Raw genomic sequence first — 18,407 nt, 5'->3', positions numbered from 1 at the left:
TGAACCCAGCGGAGCGTTTTGTTGCGGAAGGATGAAATCCGGCCCGGTGTGCGTTGGTGTCTTCTGGAAGATCAGGACGAACGGGAGGCACCGGCGTGACACCGCAACGGGGATGGGCGAGAAGGCTGGCCGGATACGCCTGGCGCCACCCCAAGGACGTCGTCCTGGCCCTCGGCTCCTCCCTTGCCGGCATGGCCGTCCTGGCGCTCGTCCCGCTGGTCACCAAGGTGATCATCGACGATGTGATCGGCGACCACAGCCGCGCCATGGCCCCCTGGGCCGGGGCCCTGATCGGTGCCGCCGCCCTCGTCTACGCCCTCACCTTCGTCCGCCGCTACTACGGCGGACGGCTCGCCCTCGACGTGCAGCACGACCTGCGCACGGAGATGTACGACTCGATCACCCGGCTCGACGGACGGCGCCAGGACGAGCTGTCCACCGGCCAGGTCGTCGGCCGCGCCACCAGCGACCTCCAGCTGATCCAGGGCCTCCTCTTCATGCTGCCGATGACCATCGGCAACCTCCTGCTCTTCCTGATCTCCCTGGTGATCATGGCGTGGCTGTCGCTGCCGCTGACCCTCGTCGCCCTCGCCGTCGCCCCCGCGCTGGGCTGGATCGCCCGCCGCAGCCGCACGCGGCTGCACCCCGCCACCTGGTACGCCCAGGCCCAGGCCGCCGCCGTCGCGGGCGTCGTCGACGGCGCCATCAGCGGCGTCCGCGTGGTCAAGGGCTTCGGGCAGGAGGAGCAGGAGACCGGCAAACTGCGCGAGGTCGGTCGCCGACTGTTCGCGGGGCGCCTGCGCACCATCCGGCTGAACGCCTGGTTCACCCCGGCCCTCCAGTCGGTCCCCGCGCTCGGCCAGGTCGCCATGCTCGCGCTGGGCGGCTGGCTCGCCGTAGGCGGTCACATCACCCTCGGCACCTTCGTCGCGTTCTCCACCTACCTCGCCCAGCTGGTCGGCCCGGTCCGGATGCTCGCCGTCGTCCTCACGGTCGGCCAGCAGGCGCGCGCCGGCACCGAGCGGGTCCTGCAGCTGGTCGACACCGAGCCGACGCTCAAGGACGGCACCAAGGAGCTGCCCGCCGACGCGCCGGCCACGGTCGAGTTCGACGACGTGCGGTTCGGCTACGACCACGAGCGGCCCGTGCTCGACGGGCTGAGCTTCGAGATCCGCCCCGGGGAGACCCTCGCCGTCGTCGGCTCCTCCGGCTCCGGCAAGTCCACGGTCTCCCTGCTCCTGCCGCGCTTCTACGACGTCACCCACGGCGCGGTCCTGGTCGGCGGCCACGACGTCCGCGAGCTGACCCTCGACTCGCTGCGGGCCGCCATCGGCCTGGTCCCCGAGGACTCCTTCCTGTTCTCGGACACCGTGCGGGGCAACATCGCGTACGGCCGCCCGGACGCGACCCAGGAGGAGATCGAGAAGGCGGCCCGGGCCGCGCAGGCCCACCGGTTCATCGCCGAGCTGCCCGACGGCTACGACACCAAGGTCGGCGAGCAGGGCCTGACCCTCTCCGGCGGCCAGCGCCAGCGCGTCGCGCTCGCCCGCGCCATCCTCACCGACCCCAGGCTGCTGGTCCTGGACGACGCCACGTCCGCCGTGGACGCCCGGGTCGAGCACGAGATCCACGAGGCCCTCAAGCAGGTCATGCAGGGTCGTACCACCCTCCTCATCGCCCACCGGCGCTCCACCCTGAACCTCGCCGACCGCATCGCCGTCCTCGACGGCGGCCGGCTCGCCGCGATCGGCACCCACGAGGAACTCCAGGAGCGCTCCGCCCTCTACCGCCGACTGCTCACCGACCCGGACGAGCTGGGCGGCGTCTCCCCGGGCCACGCGCTGCCCGCGGCCGCCGTGGAGGACACCACCGTCCGCGACGAGCTGGACGCCGAGTTCGACGCCGAACGCGGGGTCACCCCGCGCCTGTGGACCGGCGACCGCGAGCCCAAGGACACCGCCCTCGAGGGCAGCCCGGCCACCCCCGAACTCCTCGCCCAGGTCGAGGCGCTGCCCCCGGCGACCGACACCCCCGGCATCGACGAGGCACAGGCGGTGCGGCCCGAGGAGTCGTACGGCCTCAGGCGCCTTCTGTGCGGCTTCGGTCTCCCGCTCCTCGTCAGCCTGCTGCTCGTCGCCACCGACGCGGGCATGGGCCTGCTGCTGCCGGTCCTGATCCGGCACGGCATCGACCAGGGCGTCACGCGGCTCGCCCTCGGCGCCGTGTGGGCGGCGTCGCTGCTCGGCCTTGCCGCCGTTCTCGTGCAGTGGGCCGCGCAGATCGGTGAGACGCGGATGACCGGCCGCACCGGCGAGCGCGTGCTGTACTCGTTGCGCCTGAAGATCTTCGCCCAGCTCCAGCGGCTCGGACTCGACTACTACGAGCGCGAGTTGACCGGCCGCATCATGACCAGGATGACGACGGACGTCGACGCCCTGTCGACCTTCCTGCAGACGGGTCTGGTCACCGCGTTCGTCTCCGTGGTCACCTTCTTCGGGATCATGGTCGTCCTGCTGGTGATCGACGTGCAGCTGGCCCTGGTCGTGTTCGCCACGCTGCCGCCGCTGATCGTCGCCACCGTCTTCTTCCGGCGGGCGAGCGTGAAGGCGTACGAACTCGCCCGTGAGCGGGTGTCGGTGGTCAACGCCGACCTCCAGGAGTCGGTCGCCGGGCTGCGCATCGTGCAGGCGTTCCGGCGCGAGCGGGACGGCGGACGGCGGTTCGCCGAGCGCAGCGCCAGCTACCGCGCCGCGCGCATCCGGGGCCAGTGGCTGATCTCCGTCTACTTCCCGTTCGTCCAGCTCCTGTCCTCGGTCGCGGCCGCCGCCGTACTGATCGCGGGCGCGGGCCGGGTGGAGGCGGCCACGCTGACCACCGGCGCGCTGGTGGCCTACCTGCTCTACATCGACCTGTTCTTCGCCCCGGTCCAGCAGCTCTCCCAGGTCTTCGACGGCTACCAGCAGGCCACCGTCTCCCTGGGCCGGATCCAGGAACTGCTTCGGGAGCCGACGTCCACCAAGTCGGCCGACGAACCGCTCGAGGTCCCCTCCCTGCGCGGCGACATCGCCTTCGAGGACGTGCACTTCGCGTACGGCGCCGACGAGGAGGCGCTGACCGGCATCGACTTGACGATCCCCGCCGGCCAGACCGTCGCCTTCGTCGGCGAGACCGGCGCGGGCAAGTCGACCCTCGTCAAGCTGGTGGCGCGGTTCTACGACCCGACGGGCGGCCGGGTCACGGTCGACGGCACGGACCTGCGGGCGCTGGACCTCGCGTCGTACCGTCACCGCCTCGGCGTCGTCCCGCAGGAGGCGTACCTCTTCCAGGGCACCGTCCGCGACGCCATCGCCTACGGCCGCCCCGACGCCACCGACGCGGAGGTCGAGGCGGCGGCCCGGGCGGTCGGCGCGCACGACATGATCGCCACGCTCGACGGCGGCTATCTGCACGAGGTCGCCGAGCGCGGCCGCAACCTCTCGGCGGGCCAGCGCCAGCTGATCGCCCTCGCCCGCGCCGAACTCGTCGACCCCGACGTGCTGTTGCTCGACGAGGCCACGGCCGCCCTCGACCTCGCCACCGAGGCACAGGTCAACCGTGCCACGGACCGGCTGGCGGGACGCCGTACGACGCTGGTCGTCGCCCACCGCCTGACCACCGCGGCCCGCGCCGACCGGGTCGTGGTGATGGACCACGGCCGGGTCGCGGAGGACGGCACCCATGAGGAGCTGCTGGCCAGGGACGGCCGGTACGCGGCGCTCTGGCGCACCTTCGTGGGCGAGGCCGAGCCGGAAGAGCCGGTGGGCGCGTCCCGCTGACGGGCGTGCAACCATCCGGCATACGTCCTGCGTCCGTACATCAGTACGTCCATGGCAGGTGTGGTGCCGCGGTACGGGAGGGACGACAGTGGACAGTGGTGCGATTCGCCGACGGCTGACGCTGGGCACGGTCGTGCTGGCCGCGGCCGGAACGCTCGCGCTCGTGGCACCCGCGAGCGCCCAGGCGGCGGCGAACGGGAGCTGCGCCGGCCGTCTGGTGAAGACCCTGCCCTTCTCCACCGGCACCGTGCACGTCTACAAGCGCAACGGTTACGTCTGCGCGATCACCCTGCCCAAGAAGCCCGGCACCAAGCGCATGATGTCGGTCAGCGTGCAGGCACGCGGCAACCGCCCGGTCGTGGACAAGGGCAAGTACGCGCACCTGGCAGGCCCGGTCACGGTCCACGCCGGACACCGATGCGTCTGGATCAGGGGCTCGGTGGGCCGGGGCTCGGTCAGCTCGGGCTGGACCCTCTGCTGACGGTGCGTCTGCACCGACGTAACGCAAATCCCCCTGGTGTGAAGGCAGTTGCTCCGATAGCTTCCGGCGCACATCTGTCTCACAGGGAGGGTGCATGCGCAAGGCGCTCAGATGGCTGCTCGCGCTCACGGTGCTCATAGGCACGCTGAGCACGGCGGGGGCGGCAACAGCGGCCCAGCCGGCGGCCACGACCGGCACCACCGACATCAAGGAGCAGCTCCTCGCGATACCGGGCATGAGCCTGATCGAGGAGAAGCCCTACACCGGCTACCGTTTCTTCGTCCTCAACTACACCCAGCCGGTCGACCACCGGCACCCGTCCGAGGGCACGTTCCAGCAGCGGATCACCGTGCTGCACAAGGACGTGAGCCGCCCGACGGTCTTCTACACCGGCGGCTACAACGTCTCGACGACGCCCGGCCGCCGCGAGCCGACCCAGATCGTGGACGGCAACCAGGTCTCCATGGAGTACCGCTTCTTCACCCCGTCCCGCCCCGCCCCGGCCGACTGGTCCAAGCTGGACATCTGGCAGGCGGCGAGCGACCAGCACCGTATCTTCACGGCCCTCAAGGGCATCTACTCCGGCAACTGGATCGCGACGGGCGGCTCCAAGGGCGGCATGACCGCCACCTACTACGAGCGCTTCTACCCGCGCGACATGGACGGCGTCGTCGCGTACGTCGCCCCCAACGACGTCGTCAACAACGAGGACTCGGCGTACGACCGCTTCTTCACACAGGTCGGCACCAAGGAGTGCCGGGACCGGCTGAACGCGGTCCAGCGGGAGGCGCTGGTGCGCCGTGCGCCACTGGAGAAGAAGTACGCGGCGTACGCGGCCAACAACGGCTACACCTTCACCACCGTCGGCAGCCTGGACCGCGCGTACGAGGCCGTCGTCCTCGACTACGTCTGGGGCTTCTGGCAGTACAGCCTGCTGTCCGACTGCGACTCGATCCCGGCGGACGCGAAGAACGCGACCGACGACGAGATCTGGAACTCCGTCGACACGATCTCCGGCTTTTCCTTCTACACCGACCAGGGCCTGGAGCCGTACACGCCGTACTACTACCAGGCGGGCACGCAGCTGGGCGCGCCGACGATCCACTTCCCGTACATCGAGAAGCAGTACGTCAAGTACGGCTACCAGCCGCCGCGGAACTTCGTGCCGCGCTCCATCCCGATGAAGTTCGGGCCGAGCGCGATGCGTGACGTGGACGAGTGGGTACGGCACAACGCCCACCACATGCTCTACGTCTACGGCCAGAACGACCCGTGGGGCGCCGAGCGGTTCCGCCTCGGGCACGGTGCGAAGGACTCGTACGTCTTCACCGCGCCCGGCATGAACCACGGCGCGAACGTCGCGGGCCTGGTCGCCGACGAGAGGGCTCTCGCCACGGCCCGGATCCTCGAGTGGGCCGGTGTCGCGTCTCCGGCGGTGCAGTCGGACCCGTCCACGGCGAAGCCGCTGGCGCGGTTCGACGCGAAGCTGGATGCGGCGACCGTGGAGCGTGAGCCGGCGCTGCGTCCGTAACGCCGCTCCTCGGAAAGGTGGTTGTCCGGGGCTGTGCCCGCCCGCGTCTCACAGGCGCTGGGCACAGCCCACCGGGGTCTTGCCGCCCAGTTGGCCGTAAAGAGCCGTCGACGCAGGGCACTTGGTGCGGGAGGCGACCGCCTTGGTGACCCTGTACTGCGGTCTGCGTTCGCCCGAGCCGTCGCACTCCGTGTCTCGCGGAGCTGCACTCGTCCACGGCGAGGAACCGGCGCCGTGACCCGAGATCCGGCCGGGCGTCGGCCGTGCGCCGGAACCGGTCCTCCCCCCGGCCCCCGGAAGACCGCTGACGGCCCGCCGGCAGCGCGCCGGCCAGCGCCGGCAGCGGCGCAGCACACCACCCACCCCCACGGAACCTCTCCCGCGCATCGGCATCCCGCCAGACCCCGGTCCGGCGTGGCCCGCGTCGCGGGCCACGCCGGACATGCGGGCGGTTCTCCGCCCGTTGGGGGTGGTGCACCCGGTGCGGGGCATACACCCGGCGTACGACTAGTACGTCAGGCCGTGTCCGATCGGATACAGCACCTGCGCCGGATCATCGGCCCGCGGCACGGCCACCGGCAGCTTGCCGCGCGGCTCCACCTGCCCGGCGATGACTCGCGCGGCGGCGCGCACTTCGACGTCGGTCCAGGAGTAGATCGCCAAGTGGGCTTTTGCGGTTGGCAGTTGGGCAACGTCGTACGGGTTGCGGACGGCGACCGCGACGACCGGCTTCCCCGTGGCGACGAGCCGTTCGACGAGCGTCTTCTGGCTGTTGCCCGCCGTGACGTTGTACGTCGCCACGACCACCGCGTCCACGCCCTGCGCGGCACTGACGGCGTTGTTGACGGTGGTGGCGGACGGAGCCGTGCCGGTCGACAGGGCGGAGGCGCTGAACCCCAGCTCAGTGAGCGCGGCGGCCAGCACGCCGGTGGGCGGGCCGGTCGTACCCGACGGGGAGGCCGGGTCGGCGCCCACGACCAGCACCTTCTTGTGGATACGGCGGGACAGCGGGAGCAGGCCGCCCTCGTTGACCAGCAGGGTCGTGGTCCGCTCGGCGATCTTGTCGGCGGCGGCCAGATGTACGGCCGTACCCACGACATGGTCGATGTGGGAGTCGCTGATGTACGGATCGTCGAACAGCCCGAGCTTGTCCTTGAGCCGCAGCACCCGGAGGATCGATTCGTCGAGGCGGGCCTCGGTCAACTCGCCCCCGCGTACGGCGTCGAGGACGGCGTTCCAGGCCGTGTTCAGGTCCGGCGGGTTGAGGAGCTGGTCCACACCCGCCTTCAGGGCGAGCACCGGCACCCGGGCGTCGCCGTACTTGGTGCGTACACCCTCCATGCCGAGCGAGTCGGTCACCACGCACCCGTCGTAACCGAGTTCCTCGCGCAGGATGCCGGTGAGGATCGGGTGGGAGAGGGTGGCCGGGTCACCGGAGTCGTCGAGGGCCGGGAACTGGATGTGCGCGGTCATGATCGAGTCGATGCCGGCCCCGATCGCGGCGCGGAACGGGACGGCGTCGAGCGACTCCCACTGCTCCCGGCTGTGCGTGATGATCGGGAAGCCGTAGTGGCTGTCGACGGCGGTGTCCCCGTGCCCGGGGAAGTGCTTGGCGGTCGCGGCCACCCGCGACCCCTGATACCCCTTGACCTCGGCGGCCACGAGCCCGGCGACGGCGTTCGGGTCGGCGCCGAAGGAGCGGACGCCGATGACCGGGTTGGCCGGGTTGACGTTCACGTCGGCGTCGGGGGAGTAGTCCTGGTTGATGCCGATGGCGCGCAACTCGGCGCCGGAGATACGGCCGAGGGCGCGGGCGTCGCTGCGCGAGCCGCCCGCGCCGATGGCCATTGCGCCCGGGAAGAGCGTGGCGGGCTTGCCGACCCGGCAGACGATGCCGTGCTCCTGGTCGGTGGCGACGAGGAGGGGCAGCCCGCGGGGCTGGGCGAGCGAGACCCGCTGGATGCCGTTGGACAGATCGCCGATCTGGTGCGGATCGCGGGTGTTGTGGGCCCAGGCGAAGTAGATGATGCCGCCCACGCGGTACTTGGCGATCAGCTCGGCGGCCGTCCGCACGCCGATCTCGCTGAGGTTGGCGTCGATGTCGGCCTGGTCGGGGTCGGTGGCGGAGTGGCCGTAGACCCGCATCACGAAGAGCTGGCCGACCTTCTCCTCCAGGGTCATGCCGGAGATGAGGGCGCGTAGGCGGGTGTCGCGGTCGGTGGTGCCGGTGGTGTCCGTGGCTGTGCCGGCGTGAGCGGTGCCGCTGAGGGCGACGCTCGCGGTGAGGCCGGCTGTGGCGGCGAGGACGGTACGTCTGGAGGGGCGTGCGGTGTTTCCTGTGCTTCGAGTGCTTCCCGTGCTGGTGTCGGGCACGTGCGCTCCTTCCGGAGGAGATCCACTGAAGGAAACTTCCGAGGAGCCACCAATATCCGGGAAGTTTCTGCCAGTCAAGGGAGCGCGCAGCATGCGGACGGGCACGGCCGGGGGTGGCGGGGAGGGGCCTGAGGGGCCGTCATCGGCGCGGTTGGAGGGCGGCGCGCCGATGACGGAGCTGCCGGCCGCGGTGCGGCGGAGAGGGTGTCCTGCGATCGCAGGACACCCTGACAAGGCTGCGGCAGTGTGCCAGGCCGAGCTCAGGTGCCCGGAGCCCTCGACCCCCGCTCACCGCCCGCCAGGCGGCGTAGTTCCATCGTGCCGCTACGCGGCCTCGTTCAGCAGGCGTACGAGGTGGTCACGGCCCGCGCCGAGCAGTTCCGGAAGGAGTGGGGCCGTCTCGTACCAGCGCTTCTCGTACTCCCAGCACAGCCAGCCGTCCCAGCCGTGGCGGCAGAGGACGTCGACGCACTCGGTGAGGGGGAGCACCCCTTCGCCGAGCGGCAGCGGGGTCGTGTCGTCGGCCGAGGCGATGTCCTTGACCTGGACGTATCCGAGGTAGGGGGACAGTGCCGCGTACGTCTCCTGCGGCTGCTCGCCGCCCAGCCAGGTGTGCATGACGTCCCACAGCGCGCCGACCTGGCGGTGGCCGACCGGACCCACGACGCGGATCACGTCGGCGCCGGTGCGGTGCGAGTCGTGGGTCTCCAGGAGGATGCGGACACCGAGGGCGGAGGCGTCCTCGGCGGCGGTGCCCAGCCGCCGGGCGGCCGTCGCGTCGGACTCCTCTCGCGGCACGTCCGGGTCGGCGCCCGGGAAGACACGGATGAAGGGAGCGCCCACGTCATGGGCGAGTTCGAGGAGTTGGCGGATCTCGGCGAGGACGGGGCCGTCGTCGCCGGGCGCCGCGACCTGAACGTAGCCCGCGAGCCCCAGCACCTCCACACCGGTCGCCTTGAACGCGGCGGCCACGTCGGCGCGGTCGGCCGGGCCGATGCCGGGGTGGACCGGCTCCTCAGGGTGAGCGCGCAGCTCCACGCCGTGGTAGCCGTGGGCGGTCGCGAGCGCCAGTACCTCAGGCACGGGCAGACCGGGTACGCCGAGGGTGGAGAAGGCAAGCTTCATATACAAAGACCCTACTCGTCACTCGCCCGATCCGCGCAGATGCAGGTGCCAGTCCTGGCCCACCAGATCCTTGCCGAACGAGCGGTGCGGCTTCTCGGCGACGAGGACGAACCCGTGCCGCTGGTAGATGCGGCGGGCGGCGCCGAGCACGTCGTTGGTCCACAGGACCAGCTCCCGGTAGCCGACCCCGCGCGCGAAGTCGATCACGGCCTCCACCAGCCGGTCTCCGAGGCCGAGCCCCCGTGCCTCGGGCTCGACGAGCAGGAGCCGCAGCCGGGCGGTGGCGGGAGTGTCGTCCCGTACGCACATCACACAGCCCACGGGCCGCTGGTTCAGTTCGGCGATCCACACCCGCTCCAGATGTGGATCGTGGTCCTGCGCGAAGTCGGCGACGATCCGCGCGACCAGGCCCTCGTAGTCGGTGTTCCACCCGTACTCGGCGGCGTACAGCGCGGCATTGCGCTGCACGATCCAGCCGAGGTCACCGGGCCCGGGCTCGCGCAGCACGACCTCTCCGGCACCCGGCGCATGCCCGTCCCCCAGGATGTCGCGGATGGACCGCATCGCATCCGCCAGCCGGGCCCTGTCGCCCGGGGCCACGCTCCCCAGCAGCGAGCCGACCGTCTCCCGCGCCCGCTCGTCGAGCAGGTCGGCGGCGTCCCGGCCGCGCGGCGTCAGACTGATGCGCCGCCGTCGGGGATCCTTCTCCGACGGCGCACGCTCGACCAGCCCGTCCTGCTCGAACTTGTTCAGGATCCGGCTCAAATATCCCGCGTCGAGGGAGAGTTCGGCGCGGAGATCGGCCGCGTCGGTGCGCGGGGCGTGGGCCAGTTCGTACAGCACGCGCGACTCGGTGAGGGTGTACGGCGCGTAGAGGTGACGGCCGTAGTCGAGGGCGCCGATCACATTGGTGTAGAAGCGGTTGAAGGCACGGATGTCCTGGACGGTCATGGTGCGGCCTCGATCGATGGTCCGGTCCGATACTTGACTCAGTCAGAGATACCCCGAGTCCTAGATCAGGTCACCTGCAAGCACCGGCGCGATCCCCGGCAAGCACCGGCCGGGCAGATTCAGCCCGTCCGGCGTTCGAGGACGAGGCCGTTGAGGCCGAAGCGGGGCCTGGGGCGGCAGCCCCCGGCAACGCCCGCACCAACACCGGTCACCGACACACCGCGCCGGCACGATCAACTCCGCGGCACCCCGGAGGACCCCCGCACCATCAGCTCCCCCCGCACCGTGGCGATCCCACCCGGCGGCGGCTCCTCCCGCCCCATCACGATCCGCCCCGCCCGCGCCCCCGCCTCCGCCAGCGGCAACCGCACGGTCGTCAGCGAAGGCACCGCGTCGATGCTGAACGGCAGGTCGTCGAAGCCTGCCACCGACACGTCCTCCGGGATGCGCAGGCCGGACTCGCGCAGCGCGGCGCAGGCTCCCAGCGCGACGGAGTCGTTCGCGGCGACCACCGCCGTCAACGACGTGTCCCTGCGCAGCAGTTCGAGCGTCGCCTCGTATCCGGACCGCCGGTCGTAGCGGCCGTGGACGGTCAAGGCCGGGTCCCCCTCGATCCCGGCCGCGGCCAGTGCCGCGCGATGCCCCTCCAGCCGGTGCCGTGTCGTCGTGCGTTCCTCGGGCCCGGCGATGTAGCCGAGCCGCCGGTGGCCCAGACCAATGAGGTGTTCGGTCAGCTCGCGCGCGCCCCCGTGGTTGTCGAAGGCCAGGGCGACGGTGTCGGTCCCGTCGGCCGGCGGCCGTCCGCACAGCACCACGCGAGTGCCCGCCTCCGTCAGTTTGCGCAGCTTGGCGGCCATCGCAGCCGCGTGCGGCGCGTTCTCGACGGCCCCGCCGGTCAGCACGACCGCGGCGGCCCGCTGCCGCTGGAGCAGGGTCAGATACGTCAGTTCCCGCTCGGGCGAACCCCCGGTGTTGCAGACCACGGCCAGCCGTTCGCCGCCCGCGCGCCCGCCGGGCCCGCCGATCTCCGACTGGATCGCGCTCGCCATGATCCCGAAGAAGGGGTCCGCGATGTCGTTGACCAGGATGCCGACGAGGTCGGAGGTGGCCGCGGCGAGGGCGCTCGCGGGACCGTTGAGGACGTAGTCCAGCTCGTCCACGGCCCGCAGCACACGCTCCCGAGTGGAGGTGGCCACGGGGTAGTTGCCGTTCAGCACGCGCGACACCGTCGCGGGCGAGACCTGGGCGCGGGCCGCCACGTCCGCCAGGGTCACCGTCATCTCGTCGTCCTCCGGTCGCGCATCAAGTCACGTCGTGCAGACCATAAGGCCACCGGCCTGAGTTGTTCGCCCCCTCGAACGACTCGACATCGTCACGGTCTTGTAGAGACCACTGGTGAGAGGCTAGCTTCTCTGCGTGTAGAAAGCGCTTGCTGCATGCCGGCCGGACCGGCTTCGGCGGTACGGCGCTCGCTGCAACGGCCGCGGCAGCGGCGGCGGCCGGCTCCTGGCGGACGAAGGGAACGATGTGACACGCAAGACGGTGCGTATCGCCATGAACGGCGTGACCGGACGCATGGGCCACCGACAGCACCTCGTCCGGTCCATCCTCGCCCTGCGCGAGCAGGGCGGCCTCGACCTCGGCGACGGCACCGTGCTGTGGCCCGAACCGGTCCTGGTCGGCCGCCGCGAGCACGCCGTACGGGCGCTGGCCGAGCAGCACCGCCTCGAACACTGGTCGACGGACCTGGACGCGGTCCTGGCCGACCCGTCCGTCGCCATCTACTTCGACGCCCAGGTCACCTCGGCCCGCGAGGAGTCGATCAAGAAGGCGATAGCGGCCGGCAAGCACGTCTACACGGAGAAGCCCACGGCCACCGGCCTGGCCGGGGCCCTCGAGCTGGCCCGCCTGGCCCAGGAGAAGGGAATCAAGCACGGCGTGGTCCAGGACAAGATCTTCCTCCCGGGCCTGCTGAAGCTGAAGCGCCTGGTCGACGGCGGCTTCTTCGGCCGGGTCCTGTCCGTGCGGGGCGAGTTCGGCTACTGGGTCTTCGAGGGCGACTGGCAGCCCGCCCAGCGGCCCTCCTGGAACTACCGCGCCGAGGACGGCGGCGGCATCGTCGTCGACATGTTCCCGCACTGGGAGTACGTCCTCCATGAACTCTTCGGCCGCGTCACCTCCGTCCAGGCCCTGGCCACCACCCATGTCCCGCAACGCTGGGACGAGCAGGGCAAGCCGTACGACGCCACGGCGGACGACGCGGCGTACGGCATCTTCGAGCTGGAGGGCGGTGTGGTCGCCCAGATCAACTCCTCCTGGGCGGTCCGGGTCAACCGTGACGAGCTGGTCGAGTTCCAGGTGGACGGTACGGAGGGCTCGGCGGTGGCGGGCCTGCGCAAGTGCCGTGTCCAGCACCGCTCGACGACCCCCAAACCGGTCTGGAACCCGGACCTCCCCACCCCCGAGGCCTTCCGCGCCCAGTGGCAGGAGATCCCGGACAACCAGGACTTCGCCAACGGCTTCAAGGCCCAGTGGGAGCTGTTCCTCAGGCACGTCTACGCCGACGCCCCGTACCACTGGGACCTCCTTGCCGGCGCCCGCGGCGTCCAACTGGCCGAGCTGGGCCTGAAGTCCTCGGCCGAAGGCCGCCGTATCGAGGTACCGGAGGTCACGCTGTGAGCATCCGAATCCCGGACGAGGAAGGCCGGTTGCGGACCTATGAGCCCCGCACCGAGCCGCTGGACCTGACCCCGGGCACCCGCTTCTCCTCTCGTACGGTCTTCGCGGCGGCGCACGTCGTGGCCGACCCCTTCGCCGACGTGTCCCCGGGCACACCCGCCGCCGTCGACTGGGACGCCACCCTCGCCTTCCGCCGCCATCTGTGGTCCCACGGACTGGGGGTCGCCGAGGCGATGGACACGGCCCAGCGCGGGATGGGGCTGGACTGGGCGGGCGCGGCGGAGCTGATCCGGCGCAGCGCCGCCGAGGCGCGGGCGGCCGGCGGCAGGATCGTCTGCGGCGTCGGCACCGACCAGCTGCCGGCCACCGAGTTCGGCTACCCGTACACGCTCGGGCAGATCCGAGCCGCCTACGAGGAGCAACTGGCGCTCGTGGAGGAAGCAGGCGCCCAGGCGGTCCTGATGGCCTCCCGCGCACTGGCCGCGGTCGCCAAGGACCGCGGCGACTACCTGGAGGTCTACGGCCACCTGCTCCGCCAGAGCTCCGAACCGGTGGTCCTGCACTGGCTGGGCCCGATGTTCGACCCTGCGCTGGAGGGCTACTGGGGCTCGACGAACCTGGACGCGGCCGCCCACACCTTCCTGGAGGTGATCGCCGCCCACCCCGAGAAGGTGGACGGCATCAAGGTGTCGCTGCTGGACGCCCGACGCGAGATCGACCTGCGCCGCAAGTTGCCGGACGGTGTGCGCTGTTACACGGGGGACGACTTCAACTACCCCGAACTGATCGCGGGCGACGAGGAGGGCTTCAGCCACGCGCTGCTCGGAATCTTCGACCCGCTGGCCGCACTGGCGGCGCAGGCGGTGCGTCGGCTGGACACGGGTGACGCGGCGGGCTTCCGCACCCTCCTGGACCCCACGGTCGAGTTGTCCCGCCACCTCTTCCGACCCCCCACCCGTTTCTACAAGACGGGCGTGGTTCTCCTGGCCTGGCTGTCCGGCCACCAGTCCCACTTCGCGATGCTCGGCGGCCTCCAGTCGGTCCGCTCCCTTCCACACCTCGCCCGAGCCTACGAACTGGCCGACGGCCTGGGCCTGTTCCCCGACCCGGCCCTGGCCGAGAACCGCATGAAGACCCTCCTGGCCCTGTACGGGGTGACCCAATGAGCGACCTGGCCCGCTTCTCCATCAACCAGATGACGGTCAAACAGCTATCCATGCCGGAACTGGTGGATGCATGCGTCGAGTTGGGAGTGCCAGGGGTCGGCCTCTGGCGCGAACCGGTCCAGTCGTACGGTCTCGAGGAGACGGCGAAACTGATCATGGACACGGGTCTGACGGTGACGACCCTGTGCCGAGGCGGCTTCTTCACGGCGATCGACCCGCAGGAGCGGTCCCGGGCCCTGACCGACAACCGCCGGGCGATCGAGGAGGCGGCAAGGCTGGGCACGGACACCCTGGTCCTGGTCTCGGGCGGCCTGCCGCCGGGCTCGAAGGACCTGCACGGCGCGCGGGAGCGGATCGCGGACGCACTGGGGGAGTTGGGCCCGTACGCGGAGCGGCACGGCGTGCGCCTGGCCATCGAGCCGCTGCACCCCATGTACGCCGCCGACCGCTGTGTGGTCTCGACCCTGTCCCAGGCCCTGGACCTCGCGGAACGCTTCCCCGCCGAGCAGGTGGGCGTCGCGGTGGACACGTACCACATCTGGTGGGACGACACGGCGCCGGCGCAGATCGCACGAGCGGGTGCGACCGGCCGCATCCACACCTTCCAACTCGCCGACTGGACCACACCACTGCCGAAGGGCGTCCTCGACGGCCGCGGTCAGATCGGGAACGGCGCGATCGACATGCGGGAGTGGAAGGGCCACGTCGAGGCGGCGGGCTACACCGGCCCCATCGAGGTCGAACTCTTCAACGAGGAACTGTGGGCACGCGACGGCCGCGAGGTGCTCGCGGAGACGACGGCGCGGTTCGTGGAGCACGTGATCCGGTGAGCGGCTCGGGGCGAGAAGCGCACGACCGCTGTGATCAGCCGGCGGTTTCCGGGTCCGTCATCACCAGTGCGGCGAGGTCCAGGAAGGCGTTCGCGGTGCGGGACCTGAGGCGGGTCAGGTCCAGTGCGCGGGGCTCGGAGAGGTGCGGGTCGTAGGGGATCACGACGGTGTCGCGATGCCGGTCGATCAGGCCCGTCCTGATCCCCGCCGTGGACTCATTGGCCCCCGTGAGGGTCACGGCGATCACGGCACCGCCGGCGAGCCGTCGCCAGCCCCGTTCGCGCAGCTGGTCGAGGAGTCGGCCGGTGAGGTCGACGGCGTGCGCGGGCGTGCAGCAGACGATCAACTGGTCCGTCTGTTCCAGCACCACGTCGGCGGAGGCGTCGAGCCGGAGCGCCGCCCAGTCGTTGATGACGACCGGGTAGTGCCGGGTCACCAGGGCCATGATGTGGCGGTACTCCTCGGCGTGGGCGGGGCTCGGCGTGGCGCGGAGGGCGCGGTGCGCCAGCACCTCCAGGCCCGAGGGCAGCAGGCTCGTGTGGCGCCGGATTTCCTCGTAGGACGCGTCCGGTGCCAGCCCGGTCAGCCTGCGTGGGGTCGAGGTCGCGTCCGGCGGGAGGTGGATGTGCAGATCACCGGCGGTGGGCGCGCCGTCGAGCGCCAGGGCCACCTGGGCGCGCAGCGCGACGAACAGCGAGCCGAGGACGACGGTCGTCGTGACCCGGCCGGAGTGCGGCTGGACCCCCACCACCGTGATGCGTCGGCTGCGGGTGAGGGGGTGGCGCACGAGGGCGAGTTTGTGGGTGCGGCCCGCACCGCCGAACAGACCGAAGGACGGCGGTCGCGGTGCCGGGCGTGCACCGGCCGACGGGTCGTGGTCCGTGCTCAGGTACCGGTTCCTGGCTTCGGGCGCGAGCGGACGCTCCGCGGCAGGCTCGCGCTCCCGGTCGGGCTCTCCTGGGCCGGCCGCCGCCGTCCCGCCCCTCATCGCCGCCGCGATGGCCACGTACTGCGCCAGCTTGTCGGCCACCTCACCGGCCGAGGGCCGCACCGACGGATCGGGATCGAGACATCTGAAAACGAGGTCCCGAAGCGGTTGCCAGGTGTCGCCGGACCAGCGCTGCATGCCCTCGGGCACACCGGGCAGCGGGGCGCGCGGGCGGCTGCTGACCAGCCGGAGCAACTCGCCCAGGTCCCGGATGTTGCCCTCCTTGGTGGGCGGGGCCCCGGAGCCCTGGAACTCGCCGTCGACCGCGCAGTCCGACAGCCCTGTCAGCAGCACGGTCCGCTCGAGGACCACAACGGAGTCGGGAGAGAGGTCGGCGGGCACGAGTTCGTTGAGGTGGCAGATGCTCAGGGCCGAGGCCAGGTGCCAGCTGAGCTGGAGGCTGGTGAGCAGGTCGAAAGCCCCGGCCTGGTCCGGGCCGACGTAGGCCAGCAGGTCGCTCAGCCGCGGCGGCTGGGCATTGGCGCCCCCGGCCGACGGGAACAGCCGTACAGCGATCCACCGGGTCCGGCCGTCCTGTCCGCTGTCGAGCAGTTCCGGCGCGTACCGGCCGTTCATCCGGCGCAGCGCCTCCGCCTCGGTTTCCAGCAAGCGAGCGGTGGACGGCGGGAGTTCGGGGCGTACGGTGCGCAGCGCGACCTCACCGTGGTACGGGGCGTAGCCGAGGTAGACGACGGTGCGCCGTCCGGGACGGCGGCCGCGCAACGCATAGGGTCCGAGCACGGTCGGATCCTGCGACGTCAGCGCGTTCCACACCGGTGGGCGCACCACCCGGGGCGGGGGCTCGGGCGCCGCCAGGGGCGACGGCACGCTCACCCCGAACCGGGCCATCAGCCGCCGTTCGACAGCAGTGAAGGAGGAAGACGCGCTGGGGAGCCGTTCGGCACCCTCGGGGTGGGCGAGCCAGGCCGGGAAGTCCGGTGAACGACCGGCCAGTTGTTCCAGACGGCGGCCGATACGGCGGCTGGTGCGCAGGAGTTCGCCGCTCGGTACGGCGTCCAGGAGGGCCGTCTTGCAGTCCTCGGTGAAGTCGAACACCCGGTGCTTGGCGGGCAGCGGACCCGGAACCGGTGCCGGATACGGGTGGATGAGGCCACCCAGGAACACCTCCGCGAGATGGGTGGTACGGGCCTCCCAGGGCACCGCCGACTGCACCAATCGCATCACCGGGACCGAGACCGGTGAGACCGCAGCGAGATGGGCCGCGAGCCGGTACGCCTCCGGTGAGGCCGCGTCCCGGAAGTGCTGAAGGCTGCCCACCTCGGGGGAGGCGACCGGCGCGAGCCGCCGCGGTCGGGCCAGCATCGGGAGTTCGACGGTGGTTCCGGGCGAGGTCAGCAGGCCGGCCCAGGTGCGCAGGGAGGCGCCCGTCGGCTGCAGGACCGGGATGGGCACGCCGGTGAACTCGACCAGCTCTCTGGGCAGCACACGGTCGGTGATCTCCCAGGACGTGTTGGCGCCTCCGGGCCTGCGGGTGGTGGCCTGCCAGCGGTCGGCCTGGATGCCGGAGCCGTCCCACAGGGCCGGTGGCAGGGTGTGCAGGACGGCGACGGGGCCCTGGTCGGCCCACTGCAGCAGCACGTCGTGCACCGCGCCGCCCCGCCAGCCGGAGCCCATGCCGTCGCTGACGACCAGGACGAGCGTCCGGCCGGAGGGGTCGTGCAGCACCGAGGGGGACAGAGTGGAACTCTCCGGGTCGAAGGGGTGGCCGCGCAGGACGGGGCCTCCCGGAGTGCGGGTGTCCATGCCACGGACGTGTATCGCCCGGAAGGCGCCGAGCCGCTGCAGCGTGGTCAGCAGCTCCGAGGTCAGCCGGTGCCAGAGCAGCATCGACAGACCGTCGTCGACGACCAGGACCAGGTTCAGCCAGCGCTCCCGGGTGGGGCGCAGCACGACGTCCGGCAGCCGCGTTTCGGCGAGCTGGGCCGCCGTGGCAGCCTCGTCCAGTTCGAGCAGCCGGGGGCTTGGCCGCTTCCGTTTGAGCGGGCGCAGAGCGCGCCCGATGACCAGCTCGTCGCGCAGGGCCTTCTCCTCCGGCACGAGCAGAGGGAGGGCGGGCTTGCCCGGTTCCGGCGTGGGCGGCACCTGCGGCAGGTCGGGCAGAGAGGGAGGCAGGGATGCCGCGTGCAGTTCGGGCATGCTGAGACCGGGCAGTTCGGCACCGTCGGGCGGGCCGTCGGGCTCCTGGGCGCTCTCGGCGGCGGGTGACTCCTGGGGTGGGGGGAGCCGCACGGAGGGACCGGCCCGGCGCAGCACGCGATGCAACGGCAGCCCGTCTCCGCCCCGGGGCAGTCTTCCGGCCAGCCACAGCACGTCCAGCACTTCATGAGGATCGAGGTCGTACCCGGCCCCTTTGAGCACGCGCAGGAAAGCGCCCAGCCGGTCACCGTGCCGGTGCGGTGCCCGTTCCGTGTCTTCGTGCCGGGGGACCTCCGCCCGAGCGGCACGGT

Annotated in this window: 11 protein-coding genes; 6 read left to right on the top strand and 5 right to left on the bottom strand. The window is 71.5% G+C overall.

The features are described 5' to 3' along the window. Positions 1–95: 95 nt before the first annotated feature. The 3 genes from IEZ19_RS14810 (at position 96) to IEZ19_RS14800 (ending at position 5,827) form a co-directional block, all read left to right on the top strand. A complete protein-coding gene (locus IEZ19_RS14810; protein WP_189311643.1) occupies positions 96–3,815 on the top strand; it encodes an ABC transporter ATP-binding protein in 3,720 nt (1,239 codons plus the stop codon). Positions 3,816–3,903: 88 nt separating this feature from the next. After that, a complete protein-coding gene (locus IEZ19_RS14805) occupies positions 3,904–4,296 on the top strand; it encodes a hypothetical protein (protein ID WP_189311642.1) in 393 nt (130 codons plus the stop codon). Positions 4,297–4,390: 94 nt separating this feature from the next. Beyond that, positions 4,391–5,827, top strand: coding sequence for a S28 family serine protease (locus tag IEZ19_RS14800; RefSeq protein ID WP_189311641.1), 1,437 nt, complete (start codon positions 4,391–4,393; stop codon positions 5,825–5,827). Positions 5,828–6,334: 507 nt separating this feature from the next. Here IEZ19_RS14800 and IEZ19_RS14795 read toward each other — a convergent pair. From IEZ19_RS14795 to IEZ19_RS14780, 4 genes are all read right to left on the bottom strand, one after another. Further along, entirely contained in the window at positions 6,335–8,200 is a 1,866-nt protein-coding gene (locus tag IEZ19_RS14795; protein ID WP_189311640.1) for a glycoside hydrolase family 3 protein, read from the bottom strand. Between the two features lie 324 nt (positions 8,201–8,524). After that, complete coding sequence (locus IEZ19_RS14790) at positions 8,525–9,325, bottom strand: sugar phosphate isomerase/epimerase family protein (protein WP_189311639.1); 801 nt, start codon at positions 9,323–9,325, stop codon at positions 8,525–8,527. A gap of 18 nt (positions 9,326–9,343) precedes the next feature. After that, positions 9,344–10,276, bottom strand: coding sequence for a bifunctional helix-turn-helix transcriptional regulator/GNAT family N-acetyltransferase (locus IEZ19_RS14785; RefSeq protein WP_189311638.1), 933 nt, complete (start codon positions 10,274–10,276; stop codon positions 9,344–9,346). 233 nt (positions 10,277–10,509) lie between these two features. Further along, on the bottom strand, positions 10,510–11,556 hold the full coding sequence (locus tag IEZ19_RS14780; protein ID WP_189311637.1) for a LacI family DNA-binding transcriptional regulator: 1,047 nt from the start codon (positions 11,554–11,556) through the stop codon (positions 10,510–10,512). A 247-nt stretch (positions 11,557–11,803) separates the two neighbouring features. Between IEZ19_RS14780 and IEZ19_RS14775 the strand changes: the two genes are divergently transcribed. From IEZ19_RS14775 to IEZ19_RS14765, 3 genes are read left to right on the top strand one after another with little or no spacing between them, the layout of a single operon-like run. After that, a complete protein-coding gene (locus tag IEZ19_RS14775; RefSeq protein ID WP_189311636.1) occupies positions 11,804–12,955 on the top strand; it encodes a Gfo/Idh/MocA family protein in 1,152 nt (383 codons plus the stop codon). Then, a complete protein-coding gene (locus IEZ19_RS14770; protein ID WP_189311635.1) occupies positions 12,952–14,121 on the top strand; it encodes a dihydrodipicolinate synthase family protein in 1,170 nt (389 codons plus the stop codon). Before IEZ19_RS14775 ends, IEZ19_RS14770 begins: the two co-directional genes overlap by 4 nt. After that, complete coding sequence (locus tag IEZ19_RS14765; protein ID WP_189311634.1) at positions 14,118–14,951, top strand: sugar phosphate isomerase/epimerase family protein; 834 nt, start codon at positions 14,118–14,120, stop codon at positions 14,949–14,951. Before IEZ19_RS14770 ends, IEZ19_RS14765 begins: the two co-directional genes overlap by 4 nt. Before the next feature lie 34 nt (positions 14,952–14,985). On the opposite strand, the gene IEZ19_RS14760 is transcribed toward IEZ19_RS14765, so the two are convergent. Then, on the bottom strand, positions 14,986–18,279 hold the full coding sequence (locus IEZ19_RS14760; protein ID WP_189311633.1) for an SAV_2336 N-terminal domain-related protein: 3,294 nt from the start codon (positions 18,277–18,279) through the stop codon (positions 14,986–14,988). Positions 18,280–18,407 lie beyond the last annotated feature (128 nt).

The organism is Streptomyces brasiliensis, assembly GCF_014647875.1.
Taxonomy (GTDB): Bacteria; Actinomycetota; Actinomycetes; order Streptomycetales; family Streptomycetaceae; genus Streptomyces; species Streptomyces brasiliensis.
The sequence above is the reverse complement of the archived record's forward strand: the minus strand, read 5'-3'. Positions and strand labels throughout refer to the sequence as shown.